Source organism: Microbacterium shaanxiense (assembly GCF_054779995.1).
In genome coordinates, this window is sequence record NZ_BAAGXE010000002.1 from 192471 (window position 1) to 218783 (window position 26313).

Annotated in this window: 30 protein-coding genes; 11 read left to right on the top strand and 19 right to left on the bottom strand. The window is 67.9% G+C overall.

Annotated features, from left to right (window positions below):
* Positions 1–61 precede the first annotated feature (61 nt).
* Positions 62–280, top strand: coding sequence for an SCO4848 family membrane protein (locus ACYVG2_RS05820; RefSeq protein WP_460780096.1), 219 nt, complete (start codon positions 62–64; stop codon positions 278–280).
* An 18-nt stretch (positions 281–298) separates the two neighbouring features.
* Here ACYVG2_RS05820 and ACYVG2_RS05825 read toward each other — a convergent pair whose 3' ends face one another.
* Entirely contained in the window at positions 299–1597 is a 1299-nt protein-coding gene (locus ACYVG2_RS05825) for an MFS transporter (RefSeq protein ID WP_460780097.1), read from the bottom strand.
* Positions 1598–1672: 75 nt separating this feature from the next.
* On the opposite strand from ACYVG2_RS05825, the gene ACYVG2_RS05830 reads away from it, so the two are divergent.
* On the top strand, positions 1673–2287 hold the full coding sequence (locus ACYVG2_RS05830) for a winged helix-turn-helix domain-containing protein (protein ID WP_460780098.1): 615 nt from the start codon (positions 1673–1675) through the stop codon (positions 2285–2287).
* A gap of 243 nt (positions 2288–2530) precedes the next feature.
* Here the strand turns inward: ACYVG2_RS05830 and ACYVG2_RS05835 are convergent, their stop codons facing one another.
* The 6 genes from ACYVG2_RS05835 to ACYVG2_RS05860 all read right to left on the bottom strand — a co-directional run bounded on the left by ACYVG2_RS05835 (position 2531) and on the right by ACYVG2_RS05860 (position 7158).
* Positions 2531–3217: a hypothetical protein gene (locus ACYVG2_RS05835; RefSeq protein WP_460780099.1), complete on the bottom strand. Its 687-nt coding sequence runs from the start codon at positions 3215–3217 to the stop codon at positions 2531–2533.
* Entirely contained in the window at positions 3217–4110 is an 894-nt protein-coding gene (locus ACYVG2_RS05840; RefSeq protein WP_460780100.1) for an ABC transporter ATP-binding protein, read from the bottom strand. The genes ACYVG2_RS05835 and ACYVG2_RS05840 overlap by 1 nt, the downstream gene beginning before the upstream one ends.
* On the bottom strand, positions 4107–4502 hold the full coding sequence (locus ACYVG2_RS05845; protein WP_460780101.1) for a GntR family transcriptional regulator: 396 nt from the start codon (positions 4500–4502) through the stop codon (positions 4107–4109). Before ACYVG2_RS05845 ends, ACYVG2_RS05840 begins: the two co-directional genes overlap by 4 nt.
* A 109-nt stretch (positions 4503–4611) precedes the next feature.
* Positions 4612–5409 carry an ABC transporter permease subunit gene (locus ACYVG2_RS05850; protein ID WP_460780102.1) on the bottom strand — a complete coding sequence of 266 codons (798 nt, stop codon included), beginning with the start codon at positions 5407–5409 and terminating at the stop codon, positions 4612–4614.
* Position 5410: 1 nt separating this feature from the next.
* The gene (locus tag ACYVG2_RS05855; protein ID WP_460780103.1) at positions 5411–6484 is read right to left on the bottom strand and encodes an ABC transporter ATP-binding protein; all 1074 of its coding nucleotides are present in this window, start codon (positions 6482–6484) and stop codon (positions 5411–5413) included.
* Positions 6481–7158, bottom strand: a complete 678-nt coding sequence (locus ACYVG2_RS05860) for a TetR family transcriptional regulator (RefSeq protein WP_460780104.1) — start codon at positions 7156–7158, stop codon at positions 6481–6483. The genes ACYVG2_RS05855 and ACYVG2_RS05860 overlap by 4 nt, the downstream gene beginning before the upstream one ends.
* A 79-nt stretch (positions 7159–7237) precedes the next feature.
* Between ACYVG2_RS05860 and ACYVG2_RS05865 the strand changes: the two genes are divergently transcribed.
* The 4 genes from ACYVG2_RS05865 to ACYVG2_RS05880 all read left to right on the top strand — a co-directional run bounded on the left by ACYVG2_RS05865 (position 7238) and on the right by ACYVG2_RS05880 (position 11972).
* Positions 7238–8353 (top strand): class I SAM-dependent methyltransferase, encoded by a 1116-nt coding sequence (locus ACYVG2_RS05865; RefSeq protein WP_460780106.1) that lies wholly within the window; start codon positions 7238–7240, stop codon positions 8351–8353.
* Positions 8354–8688: 335 nt separating this feature from the next.
* Positions 8689–10035, top strand: a complete 1347-nt coding sequence (locus tag ACYVG2_RS05870) for a quaternary amine ABC transporter ATP-binding protein (RefSeq protein ID WP_460780107.1) — start codon at positions 8689–8691, stop codon at positions 10033–10035.
* Positions 10035–10997: an ABC transporter permease gene (locus tag ACYVG2_RS05875; RefSeq protein WP_206475399.1), complete on the top strand. Its 963-nt coding sequence runs from the start codon at positions 10035–10037 to the stop codon at positions 10995–10997. The genes ACYVG2_RS05870 and ACYVG2_RS05875 overlap by 1 nt, the downstream gene beginning before the upstream one ends.
* A 51-nt stretch (positions 10998–11048) precedes the next feature.
* Complete coding sequence (locus ACYVG2_RS05880; protein WP_206475398.1) at positions 11049–11972, top strand: glycine betaine ABC transporter substrate-binding protein; 924 nt, start codon at positions 11049–11051, stop codon at positions 11970–11972.
* 77 nt (positions 11973–12049) lie between these two features.
* On the opposite strand, the gene ACYVG2_RS05885 is transcribed toward ACYVG2_RS05880, so the two are convergent.
* Positions 12050–12844, bottom strand: coding sequence for an SDR family NAD(P)-dependent oxidoreductase (locus ACYVG2_RS05885; RefSeq protein ID WP_460780109.1), 795 nt, complete (start codon positions 12842–12844; stop codon positions 12050–12052).
* Between the two features lie 149 nt (positions 12845–12993).
* Between ACYVG2_RS05885 and ACYVG2_RS05890 the strand changes: the two genes are divergently transcribed.
* Complete coding sequence (locus ACYVG2_RS05890; protein ID WP_460780110.1) at positions 12994–14442, top strand: lipase maturation factor family protein; 1449 nt, start codon at positions 12994–12996, stop codon at positions 14440–14442.
* 108 nt (positions 14443–14550) lie between these two features.
* Here ACYVG2_RS05890 and ACYVG2_RS05895 read toward each other — a convergent pair whose 3' ends face one another.
* Genes ACYVG2_RS05895 through ACYVG2_RS05905 form a run of 3 tightly spaced genes read right to left on the bottom strand, consistent with a single transcriptional unit; the run spans position 14551 to position 17178 of the window.
* Entirely contained in the window at positions 14551–15354 is an 804-nt protein-coding gene (locus ACYVG2_RS05895) for a hypothetical protein (protein ID WP_460780111.1), read from the bottom strand.
* Between the two features lie 28 nt (positions 15355–15382).
* The gene (locus ACYVG2_RS05900) at positions 15383–16045 is read right to left on the bottom strand and encodes a response regulator (RefSeq protein ID WP_460780112.1); all 663 of its coding nucleotides are present in this window, start codon (positions 16043–16045) and stop codon (positions 15383–15385) included.
* Complete coding sequence (locus tag ACYVG2_RS05905) at positions 16042–17178, bottom strand: sensor histidine kinase (RefSeq protein WP_460780113.1); 1137 nt, start codon at positions 17176–17178, stop codon at positions 16042–16044. Before ACYVG2_RS05905 ends, ACYVG2_RS05900 begins: the two co-directional genes overlap by 4 nt.
* A 161-nt stretch (positions 17179–17339) precedes the next feature.
* Here ACYVG2_RS05905 and ACYVG2_RS05910 point away from each other — a divergent pair, with 161 nt between their 5' ends.
* Together ACYVG2_RS05910 and ACYVG2_RS05915 are read left to right on the top strand one after the other, a co-directional pair.
* Positions 17340–17726 (top strand): hypothetical protein, encoded by a 387-nt coding sequence (locus ACYVG2_RS05910; RefSeq protein ID WP_460780114.1) that lies wholly within the window; start codon positions 17340–17342, stop codon positions 17724–17726.
* Positions 17723–19264 carry a multicopper oxidase family protein gene (locus ACYVG2_RS05915; protein WP_460780115.1) on the top strand — a complete coding sequence of 514 codons (1542 nt, stop codon included), beginning with the start codon at positions 17723–17725 and terminating at the stop codon, positions 19262–19264. Before ACYVG2_RS05910 ends, ACYVG2_RS05915 begins: the two co-directional genes overlap by 4 nt.
* 30 nt (positions 19265–19294) lie before the next feature.
* Here ACYVG2_RS05915 and ACYVG2_RS05920 read toward each other — a convergent pair whose 3' ends face one another.
* Both ACYVG2_RS05920 and ACYVG2_RS05925 read right to left on the bottom strand, forming a co-directional pair.
* Positions 19295–19876 carry a hypothetical protein gene (locus ACYVG2_RS05920; protein WP_460780116.1) on the bottom strand — a complete coding sequence of 194 codons (582 nt, stop codon included), beginning with the start codon at positions 19874–19876 and terminating at the stop codon, positions 19295–19297.
* 6 nt (positions 19877–19882) lie between these two features.
* Complete coding sequence (locus ACYVG2_RS05925) at positions 19883–20011, bottom strand: hypothetical protein (RefSeq protein WP_460780118.1); 129 nt, start codon at positions 20009–20011, stop codon at positions 19883–19885.
* A gap of 111 nt (positions 20012–20122) precedes the next feature.
* Here ACYVG2_RS05925 and gnd point away from each other — a divergent pair, with 111 nt between their 5' ends.
* The gene (gene gnd, locus ACYVG2_RS05930) at positions 20123–21178 is read left to right on the top strand and encodes a phosphogluconate dehydrogenase (NAD(+)-dependent, decarboxylating) (protein ID WP_460780119.1); all 1056 of its coding nucleotides are present in this window, start codon (positions 20123–20125) and stop codon (positions 21176–21178) included.
* A 132-nt stretch (positions 21179–21310) separates the two neighbouring features.
* Here gnd and ACYVG2_RS05935 read toward each other — a convergent pair whose 3' ends face one another.
* Complete coding sequence (locus ACYVG2_RS05935) at positions 21311–22174, bottom strand: helix-turn-helix transcriptional regulator (RefSeq protein ID WP_460780120.1); 864 nt, start codon at positions 22172–22174, stop codon at positions 21311–21313.
* A 100-nt stretch (positions 22175–22274) separates the two neighbouring features.
* On the opposite strand from ACYVG2_RS05935, the gene ACYVG2_RS05940 reads away from it, so the two are divergent.
* The gene (locus ACYVG2_RS05940) at positions 22275–23042 is read left to right on the top strand and encodes an SDR family oxidoreductase (protein ID WP_460780121.1); all 768 of its coding nucleotides are present in this window, start codon (positions 22275–22277) and stop codon (positions 23040–23042) included.
* Positions 23043–23083: 41 nt separating this feature from the next.
* Here ACYVG2_RS05940 and ACYVG2_RS05945 read toward each other — a convergent pair whose 3' ends face one another.
* From ACYVG2_RS05945 to ACYVG2_RS05965, 5 genes are all read right to left on the bottom strand, one after another.
* The gene (locus ACYVG2_RS05945; protein WP_460780122.1) at positions 23084–23257 is read right to left on the bottom strand and encodes a hypothetical protein; all 174 of its coding nucleotides are present in this window, start codon (positions 23255–23257) and stop codon (positions 23084–23086) included.
* Between the two features lie 90 nt (positions 23258–23347).
* Entirely contained in the window at positions 23348–23701 is a 354-nt protein-coding gene (locus ACYVG2_RS05950) for a TraR/DksA family transcriptional regulator (RefSeq protein ID WP_460780123.1), read from the bottom strand.
* A gap of 110 nt (positions 23702–23811) precedes the next feature.
* Positions 23812–24135 carry a cupin domain-containing protein gene (locus ACYVG2_RS05955; RefSeq protein WP_460780124.1) on the bottom strand — a complete coding sequence of 108 codons (324 nt, stop codon included), beginning with the start codon at positions 24133–24135 and terminating at the stop codon, positions 23812–23814.
* A gap of 74 nt (positions 24136–24209) precedes the next feature.
* A complete protein-coding gene (locus ACYVG2_RS05960) occupies positions 24210–25877 on the bottom strand; it encodes a SulP family inorganic anion transporter (protein WP_460780125.1) in 1668 nt (555 codons plus the stop codon).
* On the bottom strand, positions 25874–26242 hold the full coding sequence (locus tag ACYVG2_RS05965; RefSeq protein ID WP_460780126.1) for an ArsR/SmtB family transcription factor: 369 nt from the start codon (positions 26240–26242) through the stop codon (positions 25874–25876). Before ACYVG2_RS05965 ends, ACYVG2_RS05960 begins: the two co-directional genes overlap by 4 nt.
* Between the last annotated feature and the right edge of the window lie 71 nt (positions 26243–26313).

The window sequence follows — 26313 nt, forward strand, 5'->3', positions numbered from 1 at the left end:
AGGGCGGTGGGGCGTGCGAAAAGCTCCCATCGGTGCGTTGACGCGGGCATACGCTGGGAGCGTGATTCCCCTCGCGATCCTCCTGTTCATCAACGCGGCCTTCAACGTGATCGTGTGGCCCCGTTTCTACAAACGGGTCGCGAACGATCCGCGAGCTCGGGATGCCGAGGGCAGGGCGACGACGTTCCTCAAGGTGCACGCCGTGCTGATCGCGCTCGCGCTGGTGATCGCCGTGGTCTCGGTGATCGCCGGAGTCGCCGGGCTCGTCGGGGCGCTGTGACCTCGACTGCGGTCTGGCTCACTCGAACCGACGGGCGTGCGCCGACCATCCTGCTTCGACGGGGAGTGCGCGCAGTCCGCGGTTCGCGACGGCGAGCAGCACGGAGATCGCGCACAGGACGGATGCCGTGATCAGCGTGTTCTCGCGGCCGATCACGGCGAGCCCGAATCCGGCGATCAGCGGCGCGAAGGGCATCGCCCCCATGCCGAGCACGGCTGAGGCGCTGTTCGCCCGCCCGAGCAGCTCGGTCGGTGTCGCGACCATGAAGTAGCCCATCAGTGCTGCGTTCACCGCGGGGACGAAGAACACCATCACCACGAGCACGGCGACCAGGGCCAGCGGCTCGTGGGCAGGGATCATGCCGAAGACGCCCAGCGTGGCGACCGCCAGCCCGCCGATGATGACGACGCTCGCACGGACACGTGAGACCAGCAGCGGGGCGACGAGAGCGCCGACGAGCATCGCGATCCCTGCGCCGGTCGCGAGCAGACCGATCGTGATGGTGGAATGCCCGGCCTGCTGCAGCGCGTAGATGACGGTGGTCATGGCCGTGCTGAATCCGAGGTTGATGATGGTCGCCACGAACAGCACGCCGCGCAGGTCGGGGCGCGACATCAGCCACCGGAAGCCCTCCGCGATCTCCCGTAGGGCGTTCGGACGGCCGACCGCGACGGCGGCGGCCGCGAGGCCGACCTCGGGTACGGCGGGGTCGGGGGCCGGCCTGGTGGAGGGGGCCGAGCGGCGCAGCATCCATGCCGTCGCCATCGCGGTGACGTGGCACACCGCCATCACCGCACCGATCAGCCATGCGCCTGCTGCGAGCAGCACGCCGCCGAGCGGCCCGCCCGCGAGTTGCAGTACGGCGTCTCGTCCCTGGTTCGCCGCCTGCGCCCTGCCCATCGCGTCGTCAGGGACGATCTCCTTCAACGCGCTCTCGCCGGCGATGTCGAAGAAGCCGGCACGCGCCGCGAGTGCCACGTCGATCACCAGCAGCGTCACGAAGGTGAGCGCATCGGCGAGTGCGAGCACGGTGAACGACCCGGCGAGCACGATGCCGGCGGCCGATCCGACGATCATCATGAAGATGCGGTCGTGGCGATCGGCGAGCACGCCGCCGAACACGGTCGTGATCGTGCGGATGGTCATGCCGACCGCGCTGATGATCCCGGCCTGCGCCGGATCGTTCGTGACGAACAGCGCGATCAGCGGGATCGCGAAGCCGAACAGCGCAGATGCGAGACCCTTCGCGGTGTCGCTGATCAGCCACGTGATGTAGCGGATGTTGCGCGAAAGGCGATGGGAGAGTGCGGTCGTCATGCCACTGAGAATAGTTCCGCAACAGAAATTGCGCAACTACAATTGCGCAATATTCGTTGTGGATAGAATCGGAGGATGGCGGACGAGAAGACGCCGGCGGATGACCGGGCGCAATCGCGGGTCGAGCATCCGGACGGCAAGCACGCGACGACGGCGATGCTCAAGGCCTACGCGCATCCGCTGCGTCGGAGGATCGCGAAGTCGGTCGCGGGCCGTGGCCATGCCCGTGCCGCCGACGTCGCCGCCGATCTCGGAGTCCCCGCCAACAGCGTCAGCTTCCATCTGCGAGTGCTCGCAGAGGCCGGGCTCATAGAAGAGGCGCCGGAACACGCCCGCGACAAGCGCGATCGGGTCTGGAAGGCCACACCGGAATCGTGGAACGTCGGCTCCCCGGAGCATCCGATCGCCGATGAGGAACTGGGCGGTGTGCTGATGAACGCGCTCGCCGACGACCACGTCGCGATGATGCGGCGCGTGATGGCGTGGGCGCCGGAGTACGTGTCCGGTCGCGACCCCGTGGTGCACGGTACCTTCTCGCAGGCCAATCTTCGGCTGACGGAGGCGGAGTTCAAGGAGATCGAGCGGCGGATCCACGAGGTCATCAGGGACGCTCAGGACGCGCACGACCCCGACGACCCCGCCACCCGCAGCTGGAGCCTCGACATCGTCGCCGCCGACGACACGATCTGACCTCGGCGCGTTCATGGCGCGGCGCTGCACCGACTGAGCCCGCCGCACCGCCTGTGCCTGCTGCACCGCCTGAGCCCGCCGCACCGCCTGAGCCCGGCACACATGTCAGTGGATCTGCACACTTGTCAGCCCGAATCGGCGGTGTGGGCTGACATCCGTGATCCGGGCTGACGTCTGTAGCGGCACAGAGGCGCCCGCGTCCGAAGGAACGCGGGCGCCTCGTGACGCTCTAACGCGAGGTGCCTACGGCTTCGCCCGACGGAACGCCAGGAACGAGATCCCCGCGAGCACCGCGACAGCGACCAGGCCCCACAGCGCCAGGCCGAGGGCTCCGAGATCGAGGATGCCGAGCCACACCTGCTCCCACAGCTCGAGCCGCGTGATGAGGTAGATGATCCCGAGCAGCACGAGCCCGACCGCGACTCCGGCGACGGTGATCACCACCGGACCCCAGCTCTTGTAGATCGTGGCACCAGTGAAGCCGACCACGAAGAAGAACAGGGCGAGCGTGAAGTAGACGATGAATGCTCCGAGCGGGCCGGCCTCCCACAGCCACGGAAGGTGGAAGACGTAGCCGTTCACTCCGTAGCCGTCGGTGAGCAGCTCGATCGCCCCGCCGATCAGGAACAGCACGCCCATGAAAGCGCTGCCCAGGATCGCGGTGATCAGGGTTCCGACGAAGAATTCTCGCCGTGTGATGCTCATCGCCTGCGAGAACGGGAAGGTCAGGGTCATCGCCGTCATGCCTACAGCGAAGAACACCCACAGCGGTGCCTGGCCGCCGCCGCCGTACTTGGGCTCGTCGACCGGGATCATCGCGTAGATGAGCACCGACAGGAGCACGGAGCCGGCGAGGACGATCAGCGGCACCCAGATGAAGGTCTGCTTGTTGATGAGCTGCAGACGGATGACATTGAGCGTGCGGGACATCAGCGGACCTCCTGGTTTTCTGTGCCGGCCTTCTGCGTGAGACGGACGATGAGCTGCTGCAGGGATACGGGTGCGAGATCGAGACCGGATGCCGTGACCTCCGCGCGTTCCTCGGGCGAGAGTGCGCCGAGCACGGTGACGGACGCCACGCGACCGAGCTGATCGCGGTGCAGCACTTCGCGCGACGCGGCCCAGGCGTCGACCTCTGCCGAATCGCCGACGACGGTCACGGCGCGGTCGCGCACAGCATCCGTCTCGTCGTCCAGCAGGATCTTGCCGTCATCGATCACGATGACGCGCTCGATGAGGCTGGAGACCTCGTCGATCAGGTGCGACGACAGGATGATCGTACGAGGGTGCTCGGAGTAGTCCTCGAGCAGGCGGTCGTAGAAGATCTGCCTGGCGACCGCATCGAGACCGAGGTACGGCTCGTCGAAGAACGTGATGTCGGCGCGCGAGGCGAGACCGATGATCACGCCGACGGCCGAGAGCTGCCCGCGGGACAGCTTCTTGATCGTCTGCTTCATCGGCAGTTGGAACTCCTTGATCAGCTGCTCGGCGAACTGCTGATCCCAGTTCGAGAAGAACAAGGATGCCGCTTTGAACGCGTGGCGAGGGGTCGCGTCGTCCGGATACTTCTGGCTCTCGCGCACGAAGCAGATCCGGCTCAGCACCCTGGCGTTCTCGTACGGGTGCTCGCCGAACACCTTCACGTCGCCCGACGTGGCGAAGTTCTGCGCGGTGAGGATGGACATGAGGGTCGTCTTGCCTGCACCGTTGCGGCCGAGCAGGCCGTAGATGGCATCGCCCTCGAGTGACAGCGACACGTTGTCGAGCGCGCGCTTGTCCTTGTAGTGCTTGGAGAGGTTCTTCACCTCGATGACGGCGGTCATGCGGGGTTCCCTTCGGTGGTGGATGCGAATGCCGCAGCTGCAGCGCGTTCGCGGAGCAGCGTGGCGAGGTCGTCGGGGCCGAGACCCAGCGTGCGAGCTTCGGCGAGGAGGGGATCGATGTAACGGTCGGCGAATGCGGAGCGCCGCTCGCCGAGCAGCAGCTCGCGGGCTCCTGATTGCACGAACATGCCGATTCCGCGGCGCTTGTACAGCACGCCCTTGTCGGTGAGCATGGCGACTCCCTTTGCAGCGGTGGCGGGGTTGATCCGGTAGAAGGCGGCGAGCTCGTTCGTCGACGGAGCCTTGGACTCCTCCTCGAGCGAGCCGTCGAGGATCGAGTCCTCGATCTGCTCGGCGATCTGGAGGAAGAGCGCCTTGCCTTCTTCGATCACTGATGCCTCCAGGTGGTCAATCGGTTACTTACTTGACTAACTAACCATAGAACCCAGAGTGCGTCAACCCCGCCGTCCGGGAACCGCGAAGGGGAGGGAGAAGACGGGCTCAGCCGCGCAGGTCGCGGGCGCGCAGGGCGAGAGCGGATGCTGCGGCGAGAACCAGTCCGATCGCCCAGGTGAGTGCGAGGCCGCCGACGTCGACGCCCTCGGCGAGCGGCGACTGCCGGAACACCCAGGCGTACGGCGACAGCGCGTTCAACCACTCGAGATCGTCCGACTGCTTCGCGAGCGCCTGCAGGATGTACCCGAGCACGGCGATGCCCGCACCCACTCCCGTCGCCCAGATGCGGCGTCCGGTCGCGGCGCCCGCGAGCAGTGCGGCACCGGCTGTGAGGAAGGCGAGACCGACGAGCGCGGCGCTCGCGCCGACGATGCGCACCGGGTCCAACTCGAGCTCGGCCGGGCCGTTGAGCCCCCAGATCACGAGCCCGGCGAAGGCGCCGAGCCACACCAGGCGCACGAGCACCGAGAGGGCCGTCTCGAGTGCGTACTGACCGCGCCCGATGCCGTGCGCGAGGTCGAGCTCGGCGCGGCCGCTCTCCTCCGCGGCCGCGAGCGACGAACCCCACAGCACCGCGGCGATCGTCATCAGGAGGAACCCCATCAGCCCGTAGAACGTGGCCTCGGTGTAGCCGGCGCCGCTGGCGATCTGGTCGTATCCGAGCGTGTCGACCAGTTGCTCCGGCATCGAATCGATGAGCTGCTGCATCTGGTCGCTGGCGCCGATGCTGGGGTACAGCGGCAGATACAGGAACAGCACGGCGGCGATGCCGATGCTCCAGCCGAGCAGGCTGCGCCACGATTCACGGAGGCTGCGCCGGAAGACCGGGAGGATGTTGCGCATGTCAGTGCCTCCGTCCGCGGTTGGAGCGTCGGGTGCGGGGCGCTTCCGTCTGATCGTCGACGCCCCCGCCTGCCGCCGAGGCCCCCGCCTGGCGACGTCGTTCACGGGGGGCGTGGACGGTGCGAGGGGGCGCCGATGCATCTGCGGGGCGCGCGCGATCGCCGTACAGCCGAAGCACCGACTCCTCGAGGTCGGGCTCCTCGACCGTGAGATCCTGCACCTCGTATCGCGCGAGTGCCTTCACGAACGGATCGATCGCACCCTCGATCGTGGTCGAGAGCTGCACGCCCTCCCCTTGATCGACGACATCCAGTGCTTCGACCCCGGCGATCTGCTCGAAGGCCGCGCGCGCGGCCGCGGCATCCGTCCCGCCGATGCGCACGCGCACGCGGCGCACGGATCCGAGGCGGAGCGAGGCGACGTCGCCCTCGGCGACGATGCGACCGGCGCTGAGCACGGCCACCTCGTCGGCGGTCTGCTGGATCTCGCTCAAAACGTGCGAGCTCAGCAGCACGGTCTGACCGGCGTCGCGCGCCTCGCGCACCATCGAGAGGAACTCGCGCTGCACGAGCGGGTCGAGTCCGCTGGTCGGCTCGTCGAGGATGAGCAGCTCCGGGCGGTGCATGAACGCCTGGATGAGCCCAACTTTCTGCTTGTTGCCCTTCGACAGCGTGCGCACCGGTCGATCGAGGTCGACGCCGAGACGATCGGCGAGGTCGCGTGCCGTGCGCAGCACCGAGGTCGAGGCGCCGTTCGAACCGGACACCTCGGCGTAGAACGCGAGCAACCGGTGCCCGCTCGCACGGCCCTCCAGATGCAGCTCGCCCGGCACGTAGCCGATCCGCCTGCGCAGCGCGGCTCCGCCGTGACGCGGCTCTTCGCCGAGCACTCGCACCGTGCCGGATGAGGGACGGATGACGTCGACCAGCGTGCGCAGGGTGGTGGTCTTGCCGGCGCCGTTCGGGCCGATCAATCCGAACACGGTGCCGGCGTGCACGTGCAGGTCCAGTTCGTGCAGCGCGATGTTGCGCCCGTACCGCTTGTGCAGGGCGTTCACTTCGATGGTGTCGGTCATCGCTCCTCCTCGGTGTGGGATTCGGACTCGGATGCCACGGCATCCGTATCGGCGCTCATGGCCGCCCGCGCGCCGTCGAGAAAAGCATCGGTCGCGTACATGCCGTGGGTCAGCAGCTCCATCATCGGAACGGTCGTGCGCCTCAGGCCCGCCGGGCTCAGCTGATCCTGTCCGAGCGCGCGCGTGATCTGGGTGCGCATCACGACCGGGGCGAGTCCCATCAGGGCGACCAGGAGCGCCGTCATCTCCGGATCGCTCGCCGGCTCGAGCAGGCCGGCGGCGCGCTGATCGTCGAGCACGTGTCGCGTGCCCTCGAGGATCGTGTCGAACAGCCGGTCCGCGGCGGGAGAACCGTCGACGAGCATGCGTGCGAGGTAGTCGATGAACGGCCCGTAGCGGTCGATGTCGTGCAGCGCGGTGCGGATGCGGTCGGCTGTCGGCGCGTCGATGAGCTCATGGTTCTCGTCGGTGAAGATGCTGACGACGTAGTCGTCGCAGACCGCGCGCAGTGCGGCCTTGTCTCCGAAGTGATGCACGATCAATGCCGCGCTGACACCGGCGTCTCCGGCGATCGTGCGCAGGCTCACGGAGTCGAAGCCGTTCCGGCCGAACGCGGCGATCGCCGCATCGCGGATGCGGGCGCGAGCGGTGAGATCATCCGATACTGAACGCATGTACAGCATGCTAAACGTATGTTCAACCATTGTCCAGAACGATGCGGGGATAACCCGGGTGCCCGCGTACAGTGGGCGGGTGCCAGAGTTCGCCTTCGACAGGCTTCGCCGTTTCCCCGATGTGGAGGCGCCGAACCTCCAGGCCTGGGATGCCACCGACGAGCTTCTCGTCCGGCGCGCGCTCGCGATGGATCTTCCGGGTGGCGAGATCGTCGTGATCGGTGACGAGTACGGCGCGATCACACTCGCATTGACGGATGCCGGGCGCACGGGTGTCCGCGTGCATCAGGATCTGGTCACCGGTCGGCGGGCGCTCGCGCGCAACGCCGAAGAGTTCGGCCTCGAAGGGTTCGCGTCGCACGAGCTCGATGCATCGCTGCTGGCCGGCGCACGGCTCGTGCTGCTGCAGCTGCCGAAGGCGCTCGCCGAGCTGGAGGAGATCGCGGATGCCGTGGCCCGCTGGGCCGCGCCCGACGCCGTGCTCATCGCCGGGGGTCGCGTGAAGCACATGACGCTCGCGCAGAACGAGGTGCTCGCGCACAGCTTCGCCGCGGTGCAGCCGCAGCGTGCAGAGCGGAAGTCCCGGCTGATCGTGGCGAGCGGACCCCGTGAGGTGCCGGATGAGCCGCCGTACCCGCAGCGGGCGGAGCAACCGGAGTTCGCGCTGACCCTCGCAGCGCACGGCGGCGCGTTCGCCGCGAACCGGATCGATATCGGCACCCGCGTGCTGCTCGAAGTGCTCGAGGGTCACCATGGACGATCGCGTGACGTCATCGACCTCGGCTGCGGCACAGGAGCGCTCGCCGCGTACTATGCGCTGAACCATCCCGAAGCCAAGATCACGGCGACGGATCGATCGGCGGCAGCCGCAGCATCCGCCCGCGAGACGATGATCACGAACGGCGTCGCCGACCGCGTGACGGTGACGCACGACGATGCCGGTTCCGACCTGCCGGACGGCAGCGCCGACCTCATCCTGCTGAACCCGCCGTTCCATCTGGGGGTGAGCGTGCACACCGGTGCGGCGACCCGGATGTTCGAGGCGTCCGCCCGCCTGCTGCGCCCGGGCGGCGAACTGCTCACGGTGTTCAACTCGAGCCTCGCGTACCGTCCCGAACTGACGAGGATGATCGGCCGGACCGAGCAGCTGCATCGCACGTCGAAGTTCACTGTGACGCGCAGCATCCGCGGCTGACACGCCCACACTCAGATTGTCGACATTCGACAGAATCCCCGTTCAGACAATAAAAAGAAGCGTGCTCGAGCAGGTCGAGATTTGCCCCTGACCGGCCCTTTTGTTACGTTGAAATGTAGGCCTTTCGGCTTATAGACCAGTCCGCGGTCACGTCCTTCATTCGATGAGCTGTGCTGCGAAGAGGCGTGGACGTACGGTCGATGCTCTTTGCGCGGATCCGAAATCCGTCGCCTGTGCCGCAGTGCAGAACTGTCGAAGCGGCCCCGTGATCATCACCCGGGCGCAACCGAAGTCGGCTCCCGAGACCCGAAGAATCGGAAGCCACCGGGGGAAACGTGACCGAAACCGCTCTCGAAGCGCGCCATCTCTTCAAGGTGTTCGGAAGGAATCCGAGCCAGGCCGTCCGCCGTCTGAAGGCGGGCGAATCCCGCACCGACACGCTGGATGCCGGGACCGCTGCCGTCATCGACGCCAGCTTCACCGTCAACCGTGGCGAGATCTTCGTCATCATGGGCCTGTCCGGATCGGGCAAGTCCACCATCATCCGCATGCTCAACGGCCTGCACGACATCACCGACGGCTCGGTCGTCGTGGGCGGCGACGAGATCGCCGGCGTGCCGGCATCGCGTCTGCGCGAGATCCGCCGCGAGAACGTGTCGATGGTGTTCCAGCACTTCGCACTGCTGCCGCACCGCACCGTCGCCGCGAACGTCGCCTACCCGCTGGAACTCAAGGGCGTCGGCAAGACCGAGCGCATGGCCAAGGCCGATGAGGTGCTCGCCATGGTCGGCCTCGACGGCTGGGGCGACAAGCTCCCCTCCGAGCTCTCCGGCGGCATGCAGCAGCGCGTCGGCATCGCCCGTGCGCTCGCCGCAGACACCGACATCCTGCTCATGGACGAGGCGTTCAGCGCCCTCGACCCGCTCATCCGCCGCGAGATGCAGGAGCAGCTGCTCGAACTCCAGCAGAAGCTGCAGAAGACCATCGTCTTCATCACGCACGACCTGAACGAGGCCATGTTCCTCGGCGACCGCATCGCGGTCATGCGCGACGGCCGTATCGTGCAGATCGGCACACCGGAGGACATCCTCACCGACCCCGCCAACGACTACGTCGAGCAGTTCGTGCAGGACGTCGACCGGGCACGGGTGCTCACGGCATCCAACGTCATGGAGCGTCCTCGTCCCGTCGTCGCCGACAATGCCGGCCCGCGCACGGCGCTGCGCCAGATGCGCGATGCCTACATGTCGGCCGCGTACGTCACCGGGCGTGACCGCAAGCTGCTCGGCATGGTCACCGACCGCGACGCTGTCAAGCTCGTGCGCAAGGGCGAGACGCAGCTGACCTCGATCCTGAAGCCGGTGCCGCAGAGCGTCGCCGAGGACGAGGTGCTGATGAACCTCTTCGTCCCCGCCGTCGAGTCGCAATTGCCGCTCGCGGTCGTCGACGCGGAAGGGCGCCTGACCGGCGTCATCCCGCGCGTCACGCTGCTCGCAGCCCTCGGCCCCGGCCCGAACTCCACCGAGGAGATCACTCTTCCGCTTCCTCCGGTCTCGCACGCCGAGATCGCCGCGGTCCTGGGTGAGGCGGCGGATGCCGTCGCTCCTTCGTCGACCGCGGTGCTCGGAGAGGCGGCCGATGCCGTCGCCCCGGACGTCGCGACGGAAGAGGAGGTGCGCTGATGGACGGTTTCCGCATCCCGATCGGCGAGTGGGTCGCCGGCGCTGTCGCATGGGTCAAGGACAACCTCGAGGGCCTGCTCGACTTCATCTCGTTCATCGTCAAGTTCCTCGTCAACGGCCTGACCGAAGTGCTGCTCGGCACGCCGATCGTCGTGCTCATCATCATCGCCGCGCTGATCGCCTGGGCGGTCCGTTCGCTGTGGATGGCACTGGGCACGGCCGTCTCGTTCGCGCTGATCCTCAGCATGGGGCTGTGGGTCGGAGCGATGCAGACGCTGTCGCTGGTGATCGTCGCGGCGCTGGTCGCGGTGGTCATCGCCATTCCGCTGGGCATCTGGTCGGCGCGCAACGCCACCGTGCGTGCGGTTCTGAAGCCGATCCTCGACTTCATGCAGACGATGCCGGCCATGGTCTACCTGATCCCCGCCATCGTGTTCTTCAGCATCGGCGTCGTGCCAGGACTCGTCGCCACCGTGATCTTCGCCCTGCCTCCCGGCGTGCGCATGACCGAACTCGGCATCCGCGGCGTCGACTCCGAGACCGTCGAGGCCGGACACGCGTTCGGTGCGACGCCGGGGCAGATCCTGCGCGGCATCCAGCTCCCGCTCGCGATGCCGACCATCATGGCCGGTGTCAACCAGGTCATCATGCTCTCGCTGTCGATGGCGGTCATCGCCGGCATGGCCGGGGCCGACGGCCTCGGAAAGCTGGTCGTCGAGGCGATCGCGACCGTCAACATCGGCAAGGGCGCGGAGGCGGGACTCGCCGTCGTGCTGCTCGCCGTGTTCCTCGACCGCGTCACCGCCGCGCTCGGCACCCCCGGCGAGTTCCCGTCGTCGCTGCTGGGCATGGTGAATCGCCGCCGCGCTTCGCAGCAGGCGAGCAAGGCGGATGCCGCGGCTGAGGCCGCGCGTGCAGTGGCGTCACCGCACCGCGCACCCATCGGCGGCGGAGCCGTATAGACCCATCCCTGTCCCATACGAAACGCAGCAGAACATACGGAAGGAAGCACCATGAAGAAGTTCCGGCACATCACAGCCGCCGTGGCCCTGGGGGCCGTGGCATCCCTCGCCCTCGCCGGTTGCGCGACGGGCAACGACACCGCAGGCGGAAACGGCGGCGGTGACAGCGAAGGCGGAGACAAGGGCACCATCACCCTCGGCTTCATCCCCTCCTGGACCGACGGCCTCAGCATGGCCTACCTGGTCCAGGACCAGCTCGAGAAGCTCGGCTACACGGTCGAGCTCGAGACGCTGACCGAGGCGGGCCCGCTCTACACCGGCCTCGCCCAGGGCGACGTCGACCTGTTCCCGTCGGCATGGCCAGAGGTCACGCACGCTGAGTACATGAAGACGTACGGCGACGACCTCGAAGACCTCGGCGCGTACTACGAGAACGCCAAGCTCACGATCGCGGTTCCCAGCTACATGGACATCACGTCGATCGAGGACCTCAAGGGGCAGGCCGCTCGCTTCGACGGCAAGATCATCGGCATCGAGCCGGGCGCCGGCCTCACCGGCGTCACGCAGGACTCGATGATGCCCGAGTACGGCCTCGACGGGGAGTACACCCTCGAGACGTCGTCGACCTCGGGCATGCTCACCGTTCTCGGTGAGGCCATCGACAACGAGGAGGACCTCGTCGTCACGCTGTGGAAGCCCTTCTGGGCCAACAGCAAGTACGACGTCAAGGAGCTCGAGGACCCGCTGGGTGCGATGGGTGAGGCTGAGACGCTGAACTTCATGGCGCACAAGGGCTTCGCCGAGGAGTTCCCCGAGGCCGCTGAGCTGATCGAGCAGATCAAGCTCGACGACGACCAGTACGGCTCGCTCGAGGACCTCGTCGTCAACGAGTTCGGCGAGGGCCAGGAGGCCGACGCCGTCGACAAGTGGCTCGAGGAGAACGGCGACCAATTCGACTGGGTCGTCACCGAGTGATCACCTTCGCGCACTGAGCGCACAAGGGCGTCGCGGCTTCGGCCGCGGCGCCCTTCTTGTGCACGCGTGCGGCGGGATTACGGAACGATCGAGTCGATGTACCCGCCGTCGACCCGCACCGCAGCGCCCGTCGTCGCGGATGCCAGCGGGGAGGCGAGATACGCCACCATGTTGGCGATCTCCTCGGGCTCGATCAGGCGCTGCAGCAGAGACTGCGGCCGGTGCAGGCGCATGAACTCGCGCTGCGCCTCTTCCCACGGCAGGGCGGAATCGACGAGCTCGTAGACGAATGTCTCCACGCCGCCGGTGTGCGTCGGGCCGGCGAGCACCGAGTTCACGGTGACGCCCGTGCCGGCGGCATCCTTCGCGAAGCCGCGCGAGACCGCGAGGAGCGCCGTCTTCGACATGCCGTAGTGGATCATCTCAGCCGGGATGACGACGGCCGAGTCGCTGGCGATGTTGAGGATGCGTCCCCACCCGCGCGTCTTCATGCCGGGCAGCGTCGCGCGGATCAGCCGCACGGCGGCGAGTACGTTGACGTCGAAGTAGCGGCGCCATTCCTCGTCGGTGATATCCAGCGCATCCGCCGCCCCGAAGATCCCGAGGTTGTTGACGAGCACGTCGATGTCGCCGGTCGCGGCGAGCACGGCATCCGCCCCTGCCTGGTTCGTGACGTCGCCCGGCGCCGCGATGAACTCGCGCTCGCCCGACTCCGTCTGCAGCTCCGCGATCACGGATGCCACGGTGTCGGCGCTACGGCCGTTGATGGCGACGCGTGCGCCGGCGTCGGCGAGAGTAGCGGCGATGGCCCTTCCGATGCCCTGTGTGGAGCCGGTGACGAGTGCGGTCTTGCCGCGAAGATCGATGCGCATGGTGGATGCAACCACGACGGAGGTCGGAACATGCCCAGCTGCGCCGAGGCCCCCTGCTCGCGCCGACGCCCCCTGTTGCCTGCGCGATTACGAGGGGGCGTCGGCGGTAACAGGGGGCGTCGGAGCCCGATCGCGCGTAACCTGACGAGATGGACGGTTTCGCGGCTGTCGACTTCGGTTTCGCGCGCGAGGTGCTCCAACGGGGCATCGCGGCGCTGAACCTCGTCGCGTTCGTGTCGACGCTGAACCAGTTCCGTCCGCTGCTCGGAGAGCGCGGGTTGCTGCCTGCGCCGGCGCTGCTGGAATGGGCTGCCTCGTCGAAGGCGAGAAGGCGGATGCTGCGCCCCACGCTCTTCCACCGCATCCGGTACACCGACCGGCGTCTGGCGGCGCTGTGCTGGGCCGGCATCGTCGTCGCGGTGCTGCTCGTGGTCGGCATCCCGCAGCTCGCGCCGCCGTGGGTGCCGATGCTGTGCTTCCTCGCACTCTGGTTCGGGTACATGTCGATCACGAGCATCGGGCAGACGTTCTACGGCTTCGGGTGGGAGATGCTGCTGCTGGAGGCGGGGTTCCTCGCCGCGTTCCTCGGTTCGCGGGATCAGCCGCCGCCGACCGTCGTGATCGTGCTCATGTGGTGGCTCGTGTTCCGGCTGGAGTTCGGCGCGGGCATGATCAAGATCCGCGGCGGGCGGGAGTGGCGCGACCTCACCGCCCTCACGTACCACCACGAGACGCAGCCGATGCCTGGTCCGCTGAGCCGTCAGGCGCATCTGCTGCCACGGTGGTTCCACAAGGCCGAGGTCGTGGGCAACCACTTCGCGCAGCTGGTGGTGCCGTTCTTCATGTTCGCACCGGTCCTGGGGCTGTGGATCGAGAGCCCTGTGCCGGCGATCGTCGGGGCCGTCGCGGGCGCGATCGTCATCGTCACGCAGTTGTGGCTCGTGATCACCGGCAACTTCGCGTGGCTCAACTGGGCGACCATCGTGCTGGCCTTCTCGGCGATCGGCGTCCCGTCAGGCGGCACCGGACAGCAGCCGATTCCGCTGTACTGGGTCGTGATGACGTCGGCCGTCGGCATCCTGTACCTCGTCGTCAGCTGGCCGGCCCTGCGCAATCTGTTCGCCCGCCGTCAGCTGATGAACGCGAGCTTCAACCGCTGGGAGCTCGCGAACGCCTACGGCGCGTTCGGCACCGTGACGAAGGAGCGGATGGAGATCGTCATCGAGGGCACTCTCGACGACGACCCGGATGCCGCGACCTGGCGCGAGTACGAGTTCAAGGGCAAGCCCGGTGACGTGCGCCGCGTGCCGCGGCAGTTCGCTCCGTACCATCTGCGCCTCGACTGGCTGATGTGGTTCCTGCCGCTCGGGCGCTCACTGGATGACTGGTTCACGATGCTGCTGGCACGGTTGCTGCAGGCGGATGCTGCGACGCTGGCGCTGCTGCGCACCGACCCGTTCGCGGGGCAGAAGCCGCGGTGGGTGAGGGCCGTGTCGTACCGCTACTGCTTCGCGACCAGGGAGCAGCGGCGGCGCGACGGGGTCGTGTGGGTGCGGGATCGGCGGCGGGAGATCGTGGGGCCTGCCGAACTGCCGTGAGTCGCGCGCCCGCGACGTCGACGCCCCCTTCCTCCGTCGGCGCCCCCTCTCGGGTGCGTACATACGAGGGGGCCCCGGCGGCAGGAGGGGGCCTCGGCGCAAGTGCTTCTACGAGGCGTCGCGCTTCGGCTGACGCATCGGCTCCGGTTCGGGCGCACGCTCTGCGACCGGTTCCGGCTGCGGTGCCGGGCCGGTCGTGATCTCGCGCGCCACCTGATTCTCGAGCACTGTGACGGCCTCGTCCGAGAGGAGGATCAGCCCCTCGAGCTCTTCGCGCACGCGCTTGTAGGCGACGTTGCGCTCGGCCTGGGTGGCCGACTCGTCGACGGCGACCTTCAACAGCTTCTGGGCGCGATCGAGGCGTTTGCGCTCGGCATCGGTGAACGACGAATCGCGCAGGCGCCTGGCATCCTTCTCGGCGATCTCGAACGCGACGGCGTAGTTGCCGACGGCATCCAGGTACTCCGATACGCGCTGCTCGCTGACCTCGGTGTCCGCGGACACGGGACGCAGCGCATCAGCCGTCTTCTTCGCCCGCAGGAATGCGGCGGTCAGCGGCTGGCGGCCGTCGCTCATGGCAGGGAAGGCGATGAGCTTCGCGACGTCGAGTTCGTAGTCCAGCCAACGGGCGGTGATCTCGTCGTGCTCCTGGAACAGCCGCTCCAGCAGCTGGTTCGACGACACCCTGGCATCGGACGCGATCTCCCGCGGCTTCTTCGAGGGTGCGACCTGGCCGCCGCGGGCGGCGAGTTCGGCGGCCTTGAGCTCGCCCTTCAGCCGCAGCGTCTCGAGGCGTCGCTCGTGCCGGCGCTTCGCGCCCTGCTCCCACGCCTTCGCCGCCCCGCCGGCCATTCCCATGATCGGGAAGATGAGCCACCAGAAGCTGCCCGCCCACTGCCAGAACTCTTGCATGATGCGTTCAGCCTACTGCGGCGGAGGGTCAGCGCCCGGGCGCGACCAGCCCCGTCTCGTAGGCGAGCACGACGAGCGCCGCACGGTCGCGTGCGGCGAGCCTGCCGAGCAGGCGACTCACATAGGTGCGCGCGGTGGCAGGGCTGAGGAACAGGTCGGCGGCGATCTCATCGTTCGTGCGTCCTCGGCCCACGAGTGTGAGCACCTCGATCTCTCTTCGGCTGAGCCCGTCGAGCGGCGTTCGGTCGATGACCGTGTGCGCCGCGGCGGCCCTCATCACCGTCGCGGTCACCGACGGCGACAGCAGTGAATCCCCGGCGGCGACCGTGCGGATCGCGGCGCGCAGGTCATCCGGCGACACGTCCTTCAGCAGATATCCCGAGGCCCCGGACCGGATCGCCTCGTGGACGTTCTCGTCCTCGTCGAACGTGGTCAGGATCAGCACGCGGATGCCGTCGAGTGCAGCATCCGCGATGATCGTCCTCGTCGCCTCCAGGCCGTCCATGACCGGCATCCGGACGTCCATCAGCACCACGTCGGGACGCAGCTCGCGCACACGCGACAGGCCGCTGCGCCCGTCCGACGCCTCATCGACCACGGTGATGTCGCCGTCGCGCTCGGCGAGCGAGCGCAGGCCTGCGCGCACGAGTTCCTGATCGTCGACGATCACCACACGAATCGGCTCGCTCATGCTTCTCCTTCAACCCGCGCTGGAATCTCGGCGTCCACGATGAAACCGCCAGGTGCTGGGTGCGCGGTGAGCGTGCCGCCCAGCAGCTCCGTCCGCTCCTTCATACCGCGGATGCCTGCACCCGCGCGCTGCGCCCGACGCGCACCGGTGCCATCGTCCACGATGCGCAGGGTCAGCGTCCCCTCGACCTCGCGCGCGGTCACGCGAACCGTCGAGGCGCCTGCGTGCCTGAGCACGTTCGTCAGCGCCTCCTGCACGACCCGGTATGCCGCGGCATCCACCGATCGCGACAGCGCATCTGATGCGACCGACAGTTCAGTCTCGACGCGCAGACCCGCGCTGCGTGCGGCGGTGAAGAGCGGGTCGAGCGATCCGAGACCCAGCACCGGCTCCGGACCGGAGGCGTCGTCCGCCCGCAGCACCTTCACGGTGCGCCGCAGCTCGCGCAGGGCGTCCGACGTCGCCGAGCGCACCTGATCGAGTGCGGGTCGCGCTGCCGCAGCATCCGGAGCCTCGGCGGCGACCCCCGCGTGCAGAGATGCGACGGAGAGCGTGTGCCCGATCGTGTCGTGCAGGTCACGGGCGATCTGCATCCGCTCGGCCTGCATCCTGGCATCCGCGGCGTGCGATTCCTCGGCGGCAGTGAGTACGGCGATCTGAGCGGTTCGCTCCCGCGCCTCGCGGGCCAGGCGCACCGCGGCGCCGAGTGCGATGGCCGCGGCAGCCAGCGCCAGCTCGGTGACGAACGTGTAGCCGTTGAGCGTGGCTTCCGGCTCTGACCCGTCGAGACGGAAGTAGGTCGCGACGGCGAGCAGCGCGGCGGCCGACCCGACCGCCCAGTACGTGCGATGCTGCTCTGCCGCAGAGAACAGGGCGCCGATCGCGGGAAGCACCATGCCGACGGGCGGCAGATCCAGGGTGTAGTACGCGAAGATCGCGAGCAGCGTCACGATCAGGGTGGTGCGTGGCAGCAGGCGACGGACGAGCAGGATCAGCCCGAATCCGAGCGCGAACGCGTATCCGCCGAGGGAGGTGCGACCGACCGGATCAGCGGCGATGACGACCGCGAGCACCAAAGTCACCGCGATCGCGAGCCCGGCGTCGGCGAGCCGTGGGTTCACCTCGCTGCGCATGCCTCAAGCGTAGGAGGGTGAGGTGCCGCATGCGATCCCCTCATGGCGACGAGCCTGTCGCTCCCAGGCGACATCCGACCGCCCGGAAGTCGTCTGCTGCCAGTGCGAGGAGACGCTCCAGCCCCGATGTGCCTTCCGCGGCGGCAGGCGAGGCTGGAGGCATGACTGAGACAACTCCTTCCACCACCGCCCGGCCCGCGCTGCCCTGGCTGCTCATCGTCGGCCTCGCCTCCCTTTCACTGCTGTGGCCGCTCACCAACCTGATCGGCATCGGCCAGGGCGCACCGCGCGCACTGACGATCATCGCGGTCGTCGCCGTGACCTGGATCGCCGTCGTCGGCTTCGGCCGTGTGCCGCGCCCGGTGCTGGTGCTGACGCTCACGGGTCTCGCCCACGGTGCGATCTCGACGGTCGTCGCGGCGATCTTCGGCGGCGTCGACGGGCCGATATGGACCGTGTTCGTGGCCCTCGTCATCGACACGTTCTGGGGCACGATCGCCGGACTCCTCGCCCTTGCCATCCAGCAGATGCGGAAGCCCCGAGCGTGAACCGCCGAACTCGTGGGGTGCGTGTCGCCGCCGCCATCGCCGCCGTCGCGGCATCAGCAACACTCCTCACCGCATGCGACACGTTCTCCACCACCACCGTCACAGCACACGACTTCGTCAACGAACTCGCCATCCCGCCGCTCGCCGATTCCACCGTCGAGGACGGCGTGCGCACGTTCCAGCTGACGGCGCAGCAGGGCACGACGAGCTTCCCCGGCATCGGCGATGCGGAGATCTGGGGCTACAACGGATCCTTCCTCGGCCCGACCATTCGCGCCGAGCGCGGTGAGCAGGTCGCGTTCGAGATCGACAACCAGCTGCCGGACGCGACCAGCGTGCACTGGCACGGTATGCACCTGCCCGCCGTGATGGACGGTGGTCCGCACCAGATGATCGAGCAGGGTGAGACGTGGCGGCCGACGTGGACGATCGATCAGCCAGCGTCGACGCTCTGGTATCACCCGCATCCGCATGGTGAGACGGAGAAGCACGTCTATCTCGGTCTAGCCGGGATGTTCATCCTCGACGACGATGCGAGTCTCGCTGCCGAGTTGCCCAGCGAATACGGTGTGGACGACCTTCCGCTGATCGTGCAGGACAAGGAATTCGACAGCTCTGGCCGACTCGTGCTGAACGACGACGGTTCAGAGCCGGGGATGCTGGGCGACACCGTCATGGTCAATGGCACGGTCGGTGCGTACCAGGAGGTGATGACCGAGCAGGTGCGTCTGCGACTGTTGAACGGGTCGACCGCCCGCACGTACACGTTCGAGATGCCGGATCGGTCGATGACTCTTGTCGCGACCGACGGCGGTTTCCTCGATGCCCCGGTCGAGATGGATGAGGTGCGACTCGCTCCTGGCGAGCGCGCCGAGGTCGTCGTGTCGTTCGACGCCGGCGAGACCGTGCGCCTGCATTCATCGAAGACCGACCTCGGCGGCATCGTCGTGCCCGCGACGTCGGGCGGGAACGACGAGTTCGACGTGCTGGAGTTCCGGGCGGCCGACACGCTGACCTCTTCGCCCGAGCCGTGGTGGCCGCAGGCGAAGGATGCTGTCGCCGACGAACTGCATGAGGACGAAGCATCCGTCACTCGAGACTTCGTGCTGAACACCCGTGAGATCAACGGCGAGCAGATGGACATGAACCGCATCGACGAGGTCGTGCACGTCGGCGACACGGAGGTGTGGGAGGTGCGCAGCACCCAGCCGATCCCGCACAGCTTCCACATCCACGACGTGCAGTTCCGGGTGCTGAGCATCGATGGGAAGGCGCCGCCGCCCGAGCTGGCGGGCCCGAAGGACACGGTCTATCTCAACCCGAACCTGACCTATCGGCTGCTCGTGCGCTTCGAGGACTACGCAGATCCGACCATGCCGTACATGTACCACTGCCACATGCTGCTGCATGAGGACGAGGGGATGATGGGGCAGTTCGTCGTGATCGAGCCGGGGGATGAGGACAGGGTCGGGGCGCCCGAGCATTCGGAGCACGACGACTCGGGTGACGCCGCGACCGGAGGTCACGCCGGGCACTGAAGGCGCACCCTCCGCTAGCCTGGCCGGCAGCTATGGGGCGAGCGCGACGAATGCGACGACGATCGCGACGAGCACGTCCAGCACAGCGCAGAACTCGGCGAGGGAACGCCCGACGACCCGCCCGGTGCGGTGATGGTAGACGTCCCACGCGGCATGGCCGAGCAGTGCTGCAGCGACGAGCAGCCCGCCGACGACCGGGTTCACCTGGGTGGCGATCACTGCGATCGCACCCAGCACGAGCATCGCGGCGGTCTGCAGCGGGAACGACCACCAGGGGTGCAGACGGCGACTGCCCAGCCCGATCACGAGCAGGATGCCGGCCAGCACGAGCAGCCACAGCGTGGCGTCGAGGTCGGTGACCTTGGTCAACGCGATCAGCGGGATCGTGACTCCGAAAGCGGCCCATGCCGTCCACCGGCGTCCGGTCGCAGCCGCAGCCAGGTACACCACGCCGGATGCGACCACGACGGGTGCGATATCGCGCCCATCCGTGAGCGCGTACGCGGTCGCTGCGGCCACGAGCACCCCGAGCGCGGCCGGCCAGATCGTGCTCCAGGCCCGACCCCGCCGATCGACGCTGTCGTGTCGGCCCGGCACTCCGGTGGCATCCACTTTCGACTACTGACTCTCGGGCGGCACGGTTCCCACGCCGAACTCGTTGCCGTCGGGGTCGTGGAACACCGCCTTGCTCACGCCCTCACCGTACTCCTCGCGGCCGTCCGGGACGATCCCCCGATCGGGCGCCACGGAGGAAACGGTCGAGCCTTGACGCCCTCACCCATTGAGGCATTCATCTGGCCGTGTCAGGATGACCACGACTCGGCTCACGGCGGGCCGAACTGAACGGCAGGAGCGGATATGCAGCTGGCCATGATCGGACTCGGCAGGATGGGCGCGAACATCGTCCGACGATTGATGCGCGATGGACACGACTGCGTCGTCTACGACGTCAACGCGGATGCCGTCGCCGCACTCGTCGCGGAAGGAGCGACCGGCGCCGACAGCATGGCCGATCTCGCGGCGAAGCTCGAACCCACCAGGGTCGTCTGGATGATGGTGCCCGCCTCGCTCACCGGGTCGGTGGCCGACGAGGTGGCTGCGGTGCTGGAGCCCGGAGACATCCTCATCGACGGCGGCAACTCGAACTACCGCGACGATGTGCGCAGAGCCGCGACGCTGCGCAAGAGCGGCATCGAGTACGTCGACATTGGAACGAGCGGCGGCGTGTTCGGACTCGAGCGCGGCTACTGCCTCATGGTCGGCGGCAGCGACACCGCATTCGCGCACATCGAGCCCGTGCTGCGCACCATCGCGCCAGGGGTCGGCGAGATCGAGCGGACACCTGGCCGTGCGGGAGAACTCACCCCCGAGGAGCAGGGCTACCTGCACTGCGGACCCTCCGGTGCAGGGCACTTCGTGAAGATGGTGCACAACGGCATCGAGTACGGCATCATGGCGTCGATCGCCGAAGGGCTCAATCTGCTCAAGAACGCGGATGCTGGGGTGCGCGAGGCCGAGCACTCCGCCGAGATCGCACCACTGGAAGAGCCCGAGTTCTATCAGTTCCCCATCGACACCGACAAGGTCGCCGAGCTGTGGCGCCGTGGCTCGGTGATCTCGTCGTGGCTGCTCGATCTGACCGCCGCCGCGCTGCATGAGAACCCCACCCTCGACGGGCTGGCCGGTCGGGTCTCGGACTCCGGCGAGGGCCGCTGGACAGTAAAGGCCGCGGTCGACGTGGGTGTGCCTGTGCCGGTGCTCGCCGCGTCGCTGTTCGAGCGCTTCTCCTCGCGTGACGAGGACCAGTTCGCGAACCAGGTGCTCTCGGCGATGCGCCTGCAGTTCGGCGGACACAAGGAGCGCCCGGCCGGCGACGTGCTGGAGGCGGGTGCGCGCAAGGCCGACGCGGGCTGAGCCGCGGCGGCCGCGCGGCTGTTGCGGCACAGTTGTCAGTCCAGATCACAGATGTCGGTCGAGAACAGCTGTTTCAGCTGACATCCGTGATCTGAGCTGACATCTGTGCGCGGCGGGGGGTTCAACGTGCAGTCAGGGCCTCGATGCCCGCTCGTCGGCTCCGAACCGCTGGCCCCCGAGCACACCGAGCAGCCGGATCTTCTCCTCGTCCTCGCTGCGGGGTGCCGCGGTCAGCACGAGCAGCGCCTGGCCGCGGTCTTCGGTGAAGAGCACCTGGCAGTCCACCTCGATCGGTCCGATTTCGGGATGGATCAGCGTCTTGTGATCCGCGAAGCGCTGGGCGACCTCCTGCCGTTCCCACAGTTCGCGGAACTCCTCGCTGCGGCGCGAGAGTTCGGCCACCAGCATCCCTGCCTGTGAATCCGCACCCATGGCGCCGTATGCCGCGCGGAGCCCGGCGACTTGCGCACGGCTGTTGCGGGCATGATCGTCGTCGGGATAGTGCGCTCTGGCCTGTTCCGGCTGCACGAACCAGCGGTACGGTTCGTAGCGTTCGTATCCGGCCGCGCCGACGTTGTCACCGAGCAGAGCTGCGGCCAGCGCGTTCTGCACCAGCGTCTCGCCGAGGGTCGAGATGATCAGTGCGGGAGTGTCGTTCAGCCGGTCGAACACGCGCTGCAGCGCCGGCTCGACGTGATCGGACGGCGCGATCCGATCGGGCACCGCATGGCCGGCGGCACGGTAGAGGTAGTCGCGTTCGTCGGCGGTGAGGCGCAGCGCGCGGGCGAGTGAGCTGAGCATCTGCGTGCTGGGCTGCGGCCCGCGCTGCTGTTCGAGTCGCGTGTAGTAGTCGGTCGACATGAGCGCCAGCTGCGCGACCTCTTCGCGGCGCAGGCCCGGCGCACGTCGTCGCACGCCCGCCGACAATCCGACGTCGCCGGGCTGCAGTTGCTCCCGGCGTCGGCGGAGGAACACGGAGAGGGCTTCACGATCCATGACTCCATCATGCGCGCGCGGCGTCCCGGTATCCAGGGATCACCGATCCCCCGATAACCGCTCTCTGCCGCGCGCCGCGCGCTCGATCGACACTCGAAGCATGCGAATCAACGGAAACACCATCTTCATCCCCGGCGCGACCAGCGGCATCGGCCTCGCCCTCGCCATCCGCCTTCACGACGCCGGCAACCAGGTGATCGTCGGTGGACGACGCACTGAGCTGCTCGAGGAGATCGCGGCGCAGCATCCCGGCATCGACACCGTCCGGATCGACACGACGGATGCCGCGTCCATCGCCACGGCCGCGACCGACGTCATCGCGCGTCATCCCGATCTCAACGTGATCGTCCCGATGGCCGGCATCATGCGCATGGAGGACTGGACCATGCCCGGCAGTTTCCTCGAGAACGCCGAGGCCACTGTGACGACGAACCTGCTCGGGCCGATCCGGCTGATCTCGGCATTCATCGAGCATCTGCTCGCACAGCCGGATGCCACGATCGTGACCGTCTCGTCGGGACTGGCCTTCGCGCCGCTGCGGGTCACGCCCACTTACAACGCGACGAAGGCCGCCATCCACATGCTCAGCGAGTCGCTGCGACTGCAGTTCGCCGGCTCGAGTGTGAACATCGTCGAACTCGTGCCGCCGTCGGTGCAGACCGAACTCATGCCCGGGCATCAGGACGACCCGCTCGCGCTGCCTCTCGACGAGTACATCGACGAGACGATGACGATTCTCGAGACGCAGCCCGACGTCACCGAAGTTCAGGTCGAGCGCGTGAAGTTCCTGCGCTACGGCGAAGCGCGCGGGGATCAGGCGCAGGTCATCGCGGCGCTCAACGGTTCGGAGATGCTCGCGGCGAACTGAGGTTTCGTGCACGGCCACGAATCAGGTGGCCGTGCACGACCTCAAGCGTCGGCATCCGCCTCGTCGTCATCGCCGTCGTCATCCTCTGCCCCCACCTGGGCGGGCGCGAGGTCGTCGAGGTAGGCGCGGTCATCGTTCGGGTCGCCGGTGCCCTTGTCGAGCGAGGTCTCGATGGGGTCGTCCATACGAGGTTCGCCGGTGTTCGGATCGCTCATGGGGTGCTCCTGTTCGTCGGGTGTCCGCTCAGCGTCGTCCGGCGGGCCCTCGGGCGCCAGAGGGTTGACAACCGCGCATCGAGGGCGACGTCAGCGCCCGAGCTTCTCGGCGCACGGCACGCAGAGCGTGGCGAACGGCCGCACACGCAGCCGTGCGATCGGGATGCTGCGACCGCAGTTCGCGCAGACGCCGTAGTCGCCGGCATCCATTCGGATCAGTGCGTCGTCGACCTGTTGCAGTTCCTCACGTGCTCCTTCGAGCAGTCCGCTCAGCCTCGACCATTCGGCCGACAGCGGTACGCCCTCCGGATCGTGCTCGTCGTCGTCGCTCTGGCTGCTGCGATCGTTCGTCAGCTCGGTGAGTGCGGCCGAGAGCGATTCGGTGCGAGCGTTAGCCTCGCGGCGCAGCACCTCCAGCAGAGTGCGCAGCTCGGTGTCGGTCATGCCCTCAGGCTAGCGTCGGGCGCAGATGTCGGTAGGAATCACGGATGTCAGTCGAAACCCCCGTGTTTCGACTGACATCCGTGAAATGGACTGACAAGTGTGGGCGCGGGCTACTCGAGCCACTCCGTGACGAAGCGATCGTTCGCGTGCAGGTGGGTGGCCTCGTACGTGCCGCCGTCCAGTACCTCGAACCGGTGCACGACGAGAGCGGGCACGACGAGGATCTGCCCTCCCGTGCCGACGACCTTCTCGTCGCCGACCGTGAACAGCGCTCGGCCGTGATGGATCACGAAGGTCTCGACGTACGGATGCCGGTGCAGCCTCGGCCCTCTCCCCGGGGTCGTGATGTATTCGCGCATGATGCTCACCGGCGAGCCGAGCAGATATCCCTCGATGTCCTCGTCGCGGGCGACGTCGCGGGGCTGGATGGTCATGGTTTCTCCGTTCCACGCACGAGGGTACGCGTCCGGCGCGGAGTGCGGAACGGTCACGATTCAGTCGACCCGCATCATTGGGACGTGGATGCGGCATGACCCTGGTCACGCGCGATGTGGCTGCGTGCGTGCGCGACGGCATCGTCCAATGCGGTGAAGAGGTGACGGTGATGACGCAGCGACGCCAATACGCCGATCGTGCGGAACAGGCCTTCGTGCAGTGGCTGCACGCCTTTGATGAGCACAGTGACACCACGCCGCTCCAGGGACTGCACGATGTCCTGCAGGGCGTGAGCCCCGCTGGCGTCGACGTGTTCGAGCTTCGACATGCGCAGGATGACGACGGTGATATCGCGCATGCGCGTTATCTCCTCGAACACACGGTCTGCGGATGCGAAGATCAGCGGTCCGTCGATGCGTACGACCGAGATGCGCTCATCGCCCGCCTGCGGGATCCCGGCGATCTCCTCGCGCTGCACGCCTGTGCCGCGTGAGAGGTTGCGGATCGCGAAGACTCCCGCGAACATGATGCCGATCACGACGGCGATGATGAGGTCGAAGGAGACGGTGACGATCGCGGTGACGATGAACGCCGCGGCATCCGATCTGGCGGAGCGCAGGATCGACCGCATCGTGGCCCGGTGCACCATCCGGTAGGCGGTAAGCATGAGCACGCCGGCGAGGCCGGCCAGCGGGATCATTCCGACCGGCCCGGACAGCACGAGCACGAACAGCAGCAGCACGACCGCGTGCACGATCGATGCGAGCCGGGTGCGGCCGCCGGATCGCACATTCACGGCGGTGCGTGCGATGGCTCCCGTCGCGGGCATCCCGCCGAACAGGCCGGAACCGATGGATGCGACGCCCTGACCGACCAGCTCTCGATCCGGGTCGTACGGGCCGGTGTCTGCGAGTGACGAGGCGACGCGCGCCGAGAGCAGCGACTCGATGGCCGCCAGCGCCGCGATCGTGAGGGCGGGTCCGAGCAGGGAAGCCGTGCCGCCGAGCGTCAGTGTCGGGAAGGACGGCATCGGCAGCCCGTCTGGCAGAGCACCGATGACGGCGAGCGGGCTGTCGATGACGAGGCAGAGGATCGTCACGACCGCGATTCCGACGAGGGAGCCCGGGATGCCGTGGTGCAGACGCTGCGCGAGAAGCATGCACCCGATGACGATGAGGGCGGCGGCGACCGCCCAGGGCACGTACGTCCAGTCAGCGGCGCCTACCGCCTGGACGGCGGCGACCAGTGCGTTGGAGCTGTGGCTCGCAGCATCCGCATGCCCGCCCACCGTGAGCGATGGCACCTGCTGCAGGAAGATGATGACCGCGATGCCGAGCGTGAACCCCTCGATCACCGGCCAGGGGATGATGCTGACCGCACGTCCGAGGCGCAGAGCGCCGGCGGCCAGCACGATGACGCCGGCCATGATGCTCACCAGGGCGACCGTGCCGACACCGTGCTCGGCGACGATCGGCAGCAGGACGACGACCATGGCTCCGGTGGGTCCTGAGACCTGGACGTTCGATCCGCCGAAGATCGCGGCGAGTACCCCTGCGATGATCGCGGTGATGAGACCGGCCTCGGCGCTCACGCCCGAGCTGACGCCGAATCCCAGAGCGAGGGGAAGTGCGACGATTCCGACCGTGAGACCGGCGACGAGGTCACCCTTCCACGTGCGGCGAAGGTCACGGTAGTCCGAGCGGGAGGGAAGGAGGCCGCGGGCGTAAGTGGCGGCTTTCACGGCTGCGCCTGCGCGAATGCGGGCAGCGCGTTGGCTTCGTCGATGCGCTCGCCGTCGGCGCGGACGATCTCGAGCAGCAGCGCCCTCGCGACTGCGAGCATCTCGGCCGTGCGGCGATCGGCGAGGCGGTAGTAGACATGGCTGGCGCGCCGCTCAGAAACGACGAGCCGGTGCCGTCGCAGCACGGATAGATGCTGCGAGAGATGCGACGCCTCGAGCCCCGTCTCTTCGCCGAGGCGTGCGACGCTCACCTCGTCCGAGTCCGAGAGCAGTTCGAGGATGCGGATGCGGAGTGGATGGGCGAGCCCCTTGAAGAGGTTCGCCTTCACCTCGTAGAGCGGACGATGTGCATCACTTAGCGGCATGATGAAGTCATCATATCGTGGGAACGCCCGACGTCGCTTGACGCCGCCGGCGCCCCTGCGCCACCTGACTC

Coding starts and splice junctions, on each gene's coding strand:
- ACYVG2_RS05945 (WP_460780122.1), bottom strand. CDS start 23,257: ATGAGCGATCCGAACACCGGCGAACCTCGTATGGACGACCCCATCGAG.
- ACYVG2_RS05825 (WP_460780097.1), bottom strand. CDS start 1,597: ATGACGACCGCACTCTCCCATCGCCTTTCGCGCAACATCCGCTACATC.
- ACYVG2_RS05860 (WP_460780104.1), bottom strand. CDS start 7,158: ATGCGTTCAGTATCGGATGATCTCACCGCTCGCGCCCGCATCCGCGAT.
- gnd (WP_460780119.1), top strand. CDS start 20,123: ATGCAGCTGGCCATGATCGGACTCGGCAGGATGGGCGCGAACATCGTC.
- ACYVG2_RS05935 (WP_460780120.1), bottom strand. CDS start 22,174: ATGGATCGTGAAGCCCTCTCCGTGTTCCTCCGCCGACGCCGGGAGCAA.
- ACYVG2_RS05880 (WP_206475398.1), top strand. CDS start 11,049: ATGAAGAAGTTCCGGCACATCACAGCCGCCGTGGCCCTGGGGGCCGTG.
- ACYVG2_RS05850 (WP_460780102.1), bottom strand. CDS start 5,409: ATGCGCAACATCCTCCCGGTCTTCCGGCGCAGCCTCCGTGAATCGTGG.
- ACYVG2_RS05900 (WP_460780112.1), bottom strand. CDS start 16,045: ATGAGCGAGCCGATTCGTGTGGTGATCGTCGACGATCAGGAACTCGTG.
- ACYVG2_RS05910 (WP_460780114.1), top strand. CDS start 17,340: ATGACTGAGACAACTCCTTCCACCACCGCCCGGCCCGCGCTGCCCTGG.
- ACYVG2_RS05940 (WP_460780121.1), top strand. CDS start 22,275: ATGCGAATCAACGGAAACACCATCTTCATCCCCGGCGCGACCAGCGGC.
- ACYVG2_RS05855 (WP_460780103.1), bottom strand. CDS start 6,484: ATGACCGACACCATCGAAGTGAACGCCCTGCACAAGCGGTACGGGCGC.
- ACYVG2_RS05950 (WP_460780123.1), bottom strand. CDS start 23,701: ATGACCGACACCGAGCTGCGCACTCTGCTGGAGGTGCTGCGCCGCGAG.
- ACYVG2_RS05830 (WP_460780098.1), top strand. CDS start 1,673: ATGGCGGACGAGAAGACGCCGGCGGATGACCGGGCGCAATCGCGGGTC.
- ACYVG2_RS05875 (WP_206475399.1), top strand. CDS start 10,035: ATGGACGGTTTCCGCATCCCGATCGGCGAGTGGGTCGCCGGCGCTGTC.
- ACYVG2_RS05905 (WP_460780113.1), bottom strand. CDS start 17,178: ATGCGCAGCGAGGTGAACCCACGGCTCGCCGACGCCGGGCTCGCGATC.
- ACYVG2_RS05895 (WP_460780111.1), bottom strand. CDS start 15,354: ATGCAAGAGTTCTGGCAGTGGGCGGGCAGCTTCTGGTGGCTCATCTTC.
- ACYVG2_RS05965 (WP_460780126.1), bottom strand. CDS start 26,242: ATGCCGCTAAGTGATGCACATCGTCCGCTCTACGAGGTGAAGGCGAAC.
- ACYVG2_RS05890 (WP_460780110.1), top strand. CDS start 12,994: ATGGACGGTTTCGCGGCTGTCGACTTCGGTTTCGCGCGCGAGGTGCTC.
- ACYVG2_RS05955 (WP_460780124.1), bottom strand. CDS start 24,135: ATGACCATCCAGCCCCGCGACGTCGCCCGCGACGAGGACATCGAGGGA.
- ACYVG2_RS05835 (WP_460780099.1), bottom strand. CDS start 3,217: ATGTCCCGCACGCTCAATGTCATCCGTCTGCAGCTCATCAACAAGCAG.
- ACYVG2_RS05840 (WP_460780100.1), bottom strand. CDS start 4,110: ATGACCGCCGTCATCGAGGTGAAGAACCTCTCCAAGCACTACAAGGAC.
- ACYVG2_RS05885 (WP_460780109.1), bottom strand. CDS start 12,844: ATGCGCATCGATCTTCGCGGCAAGACCGCACTCGTCACCGGCTCCACA.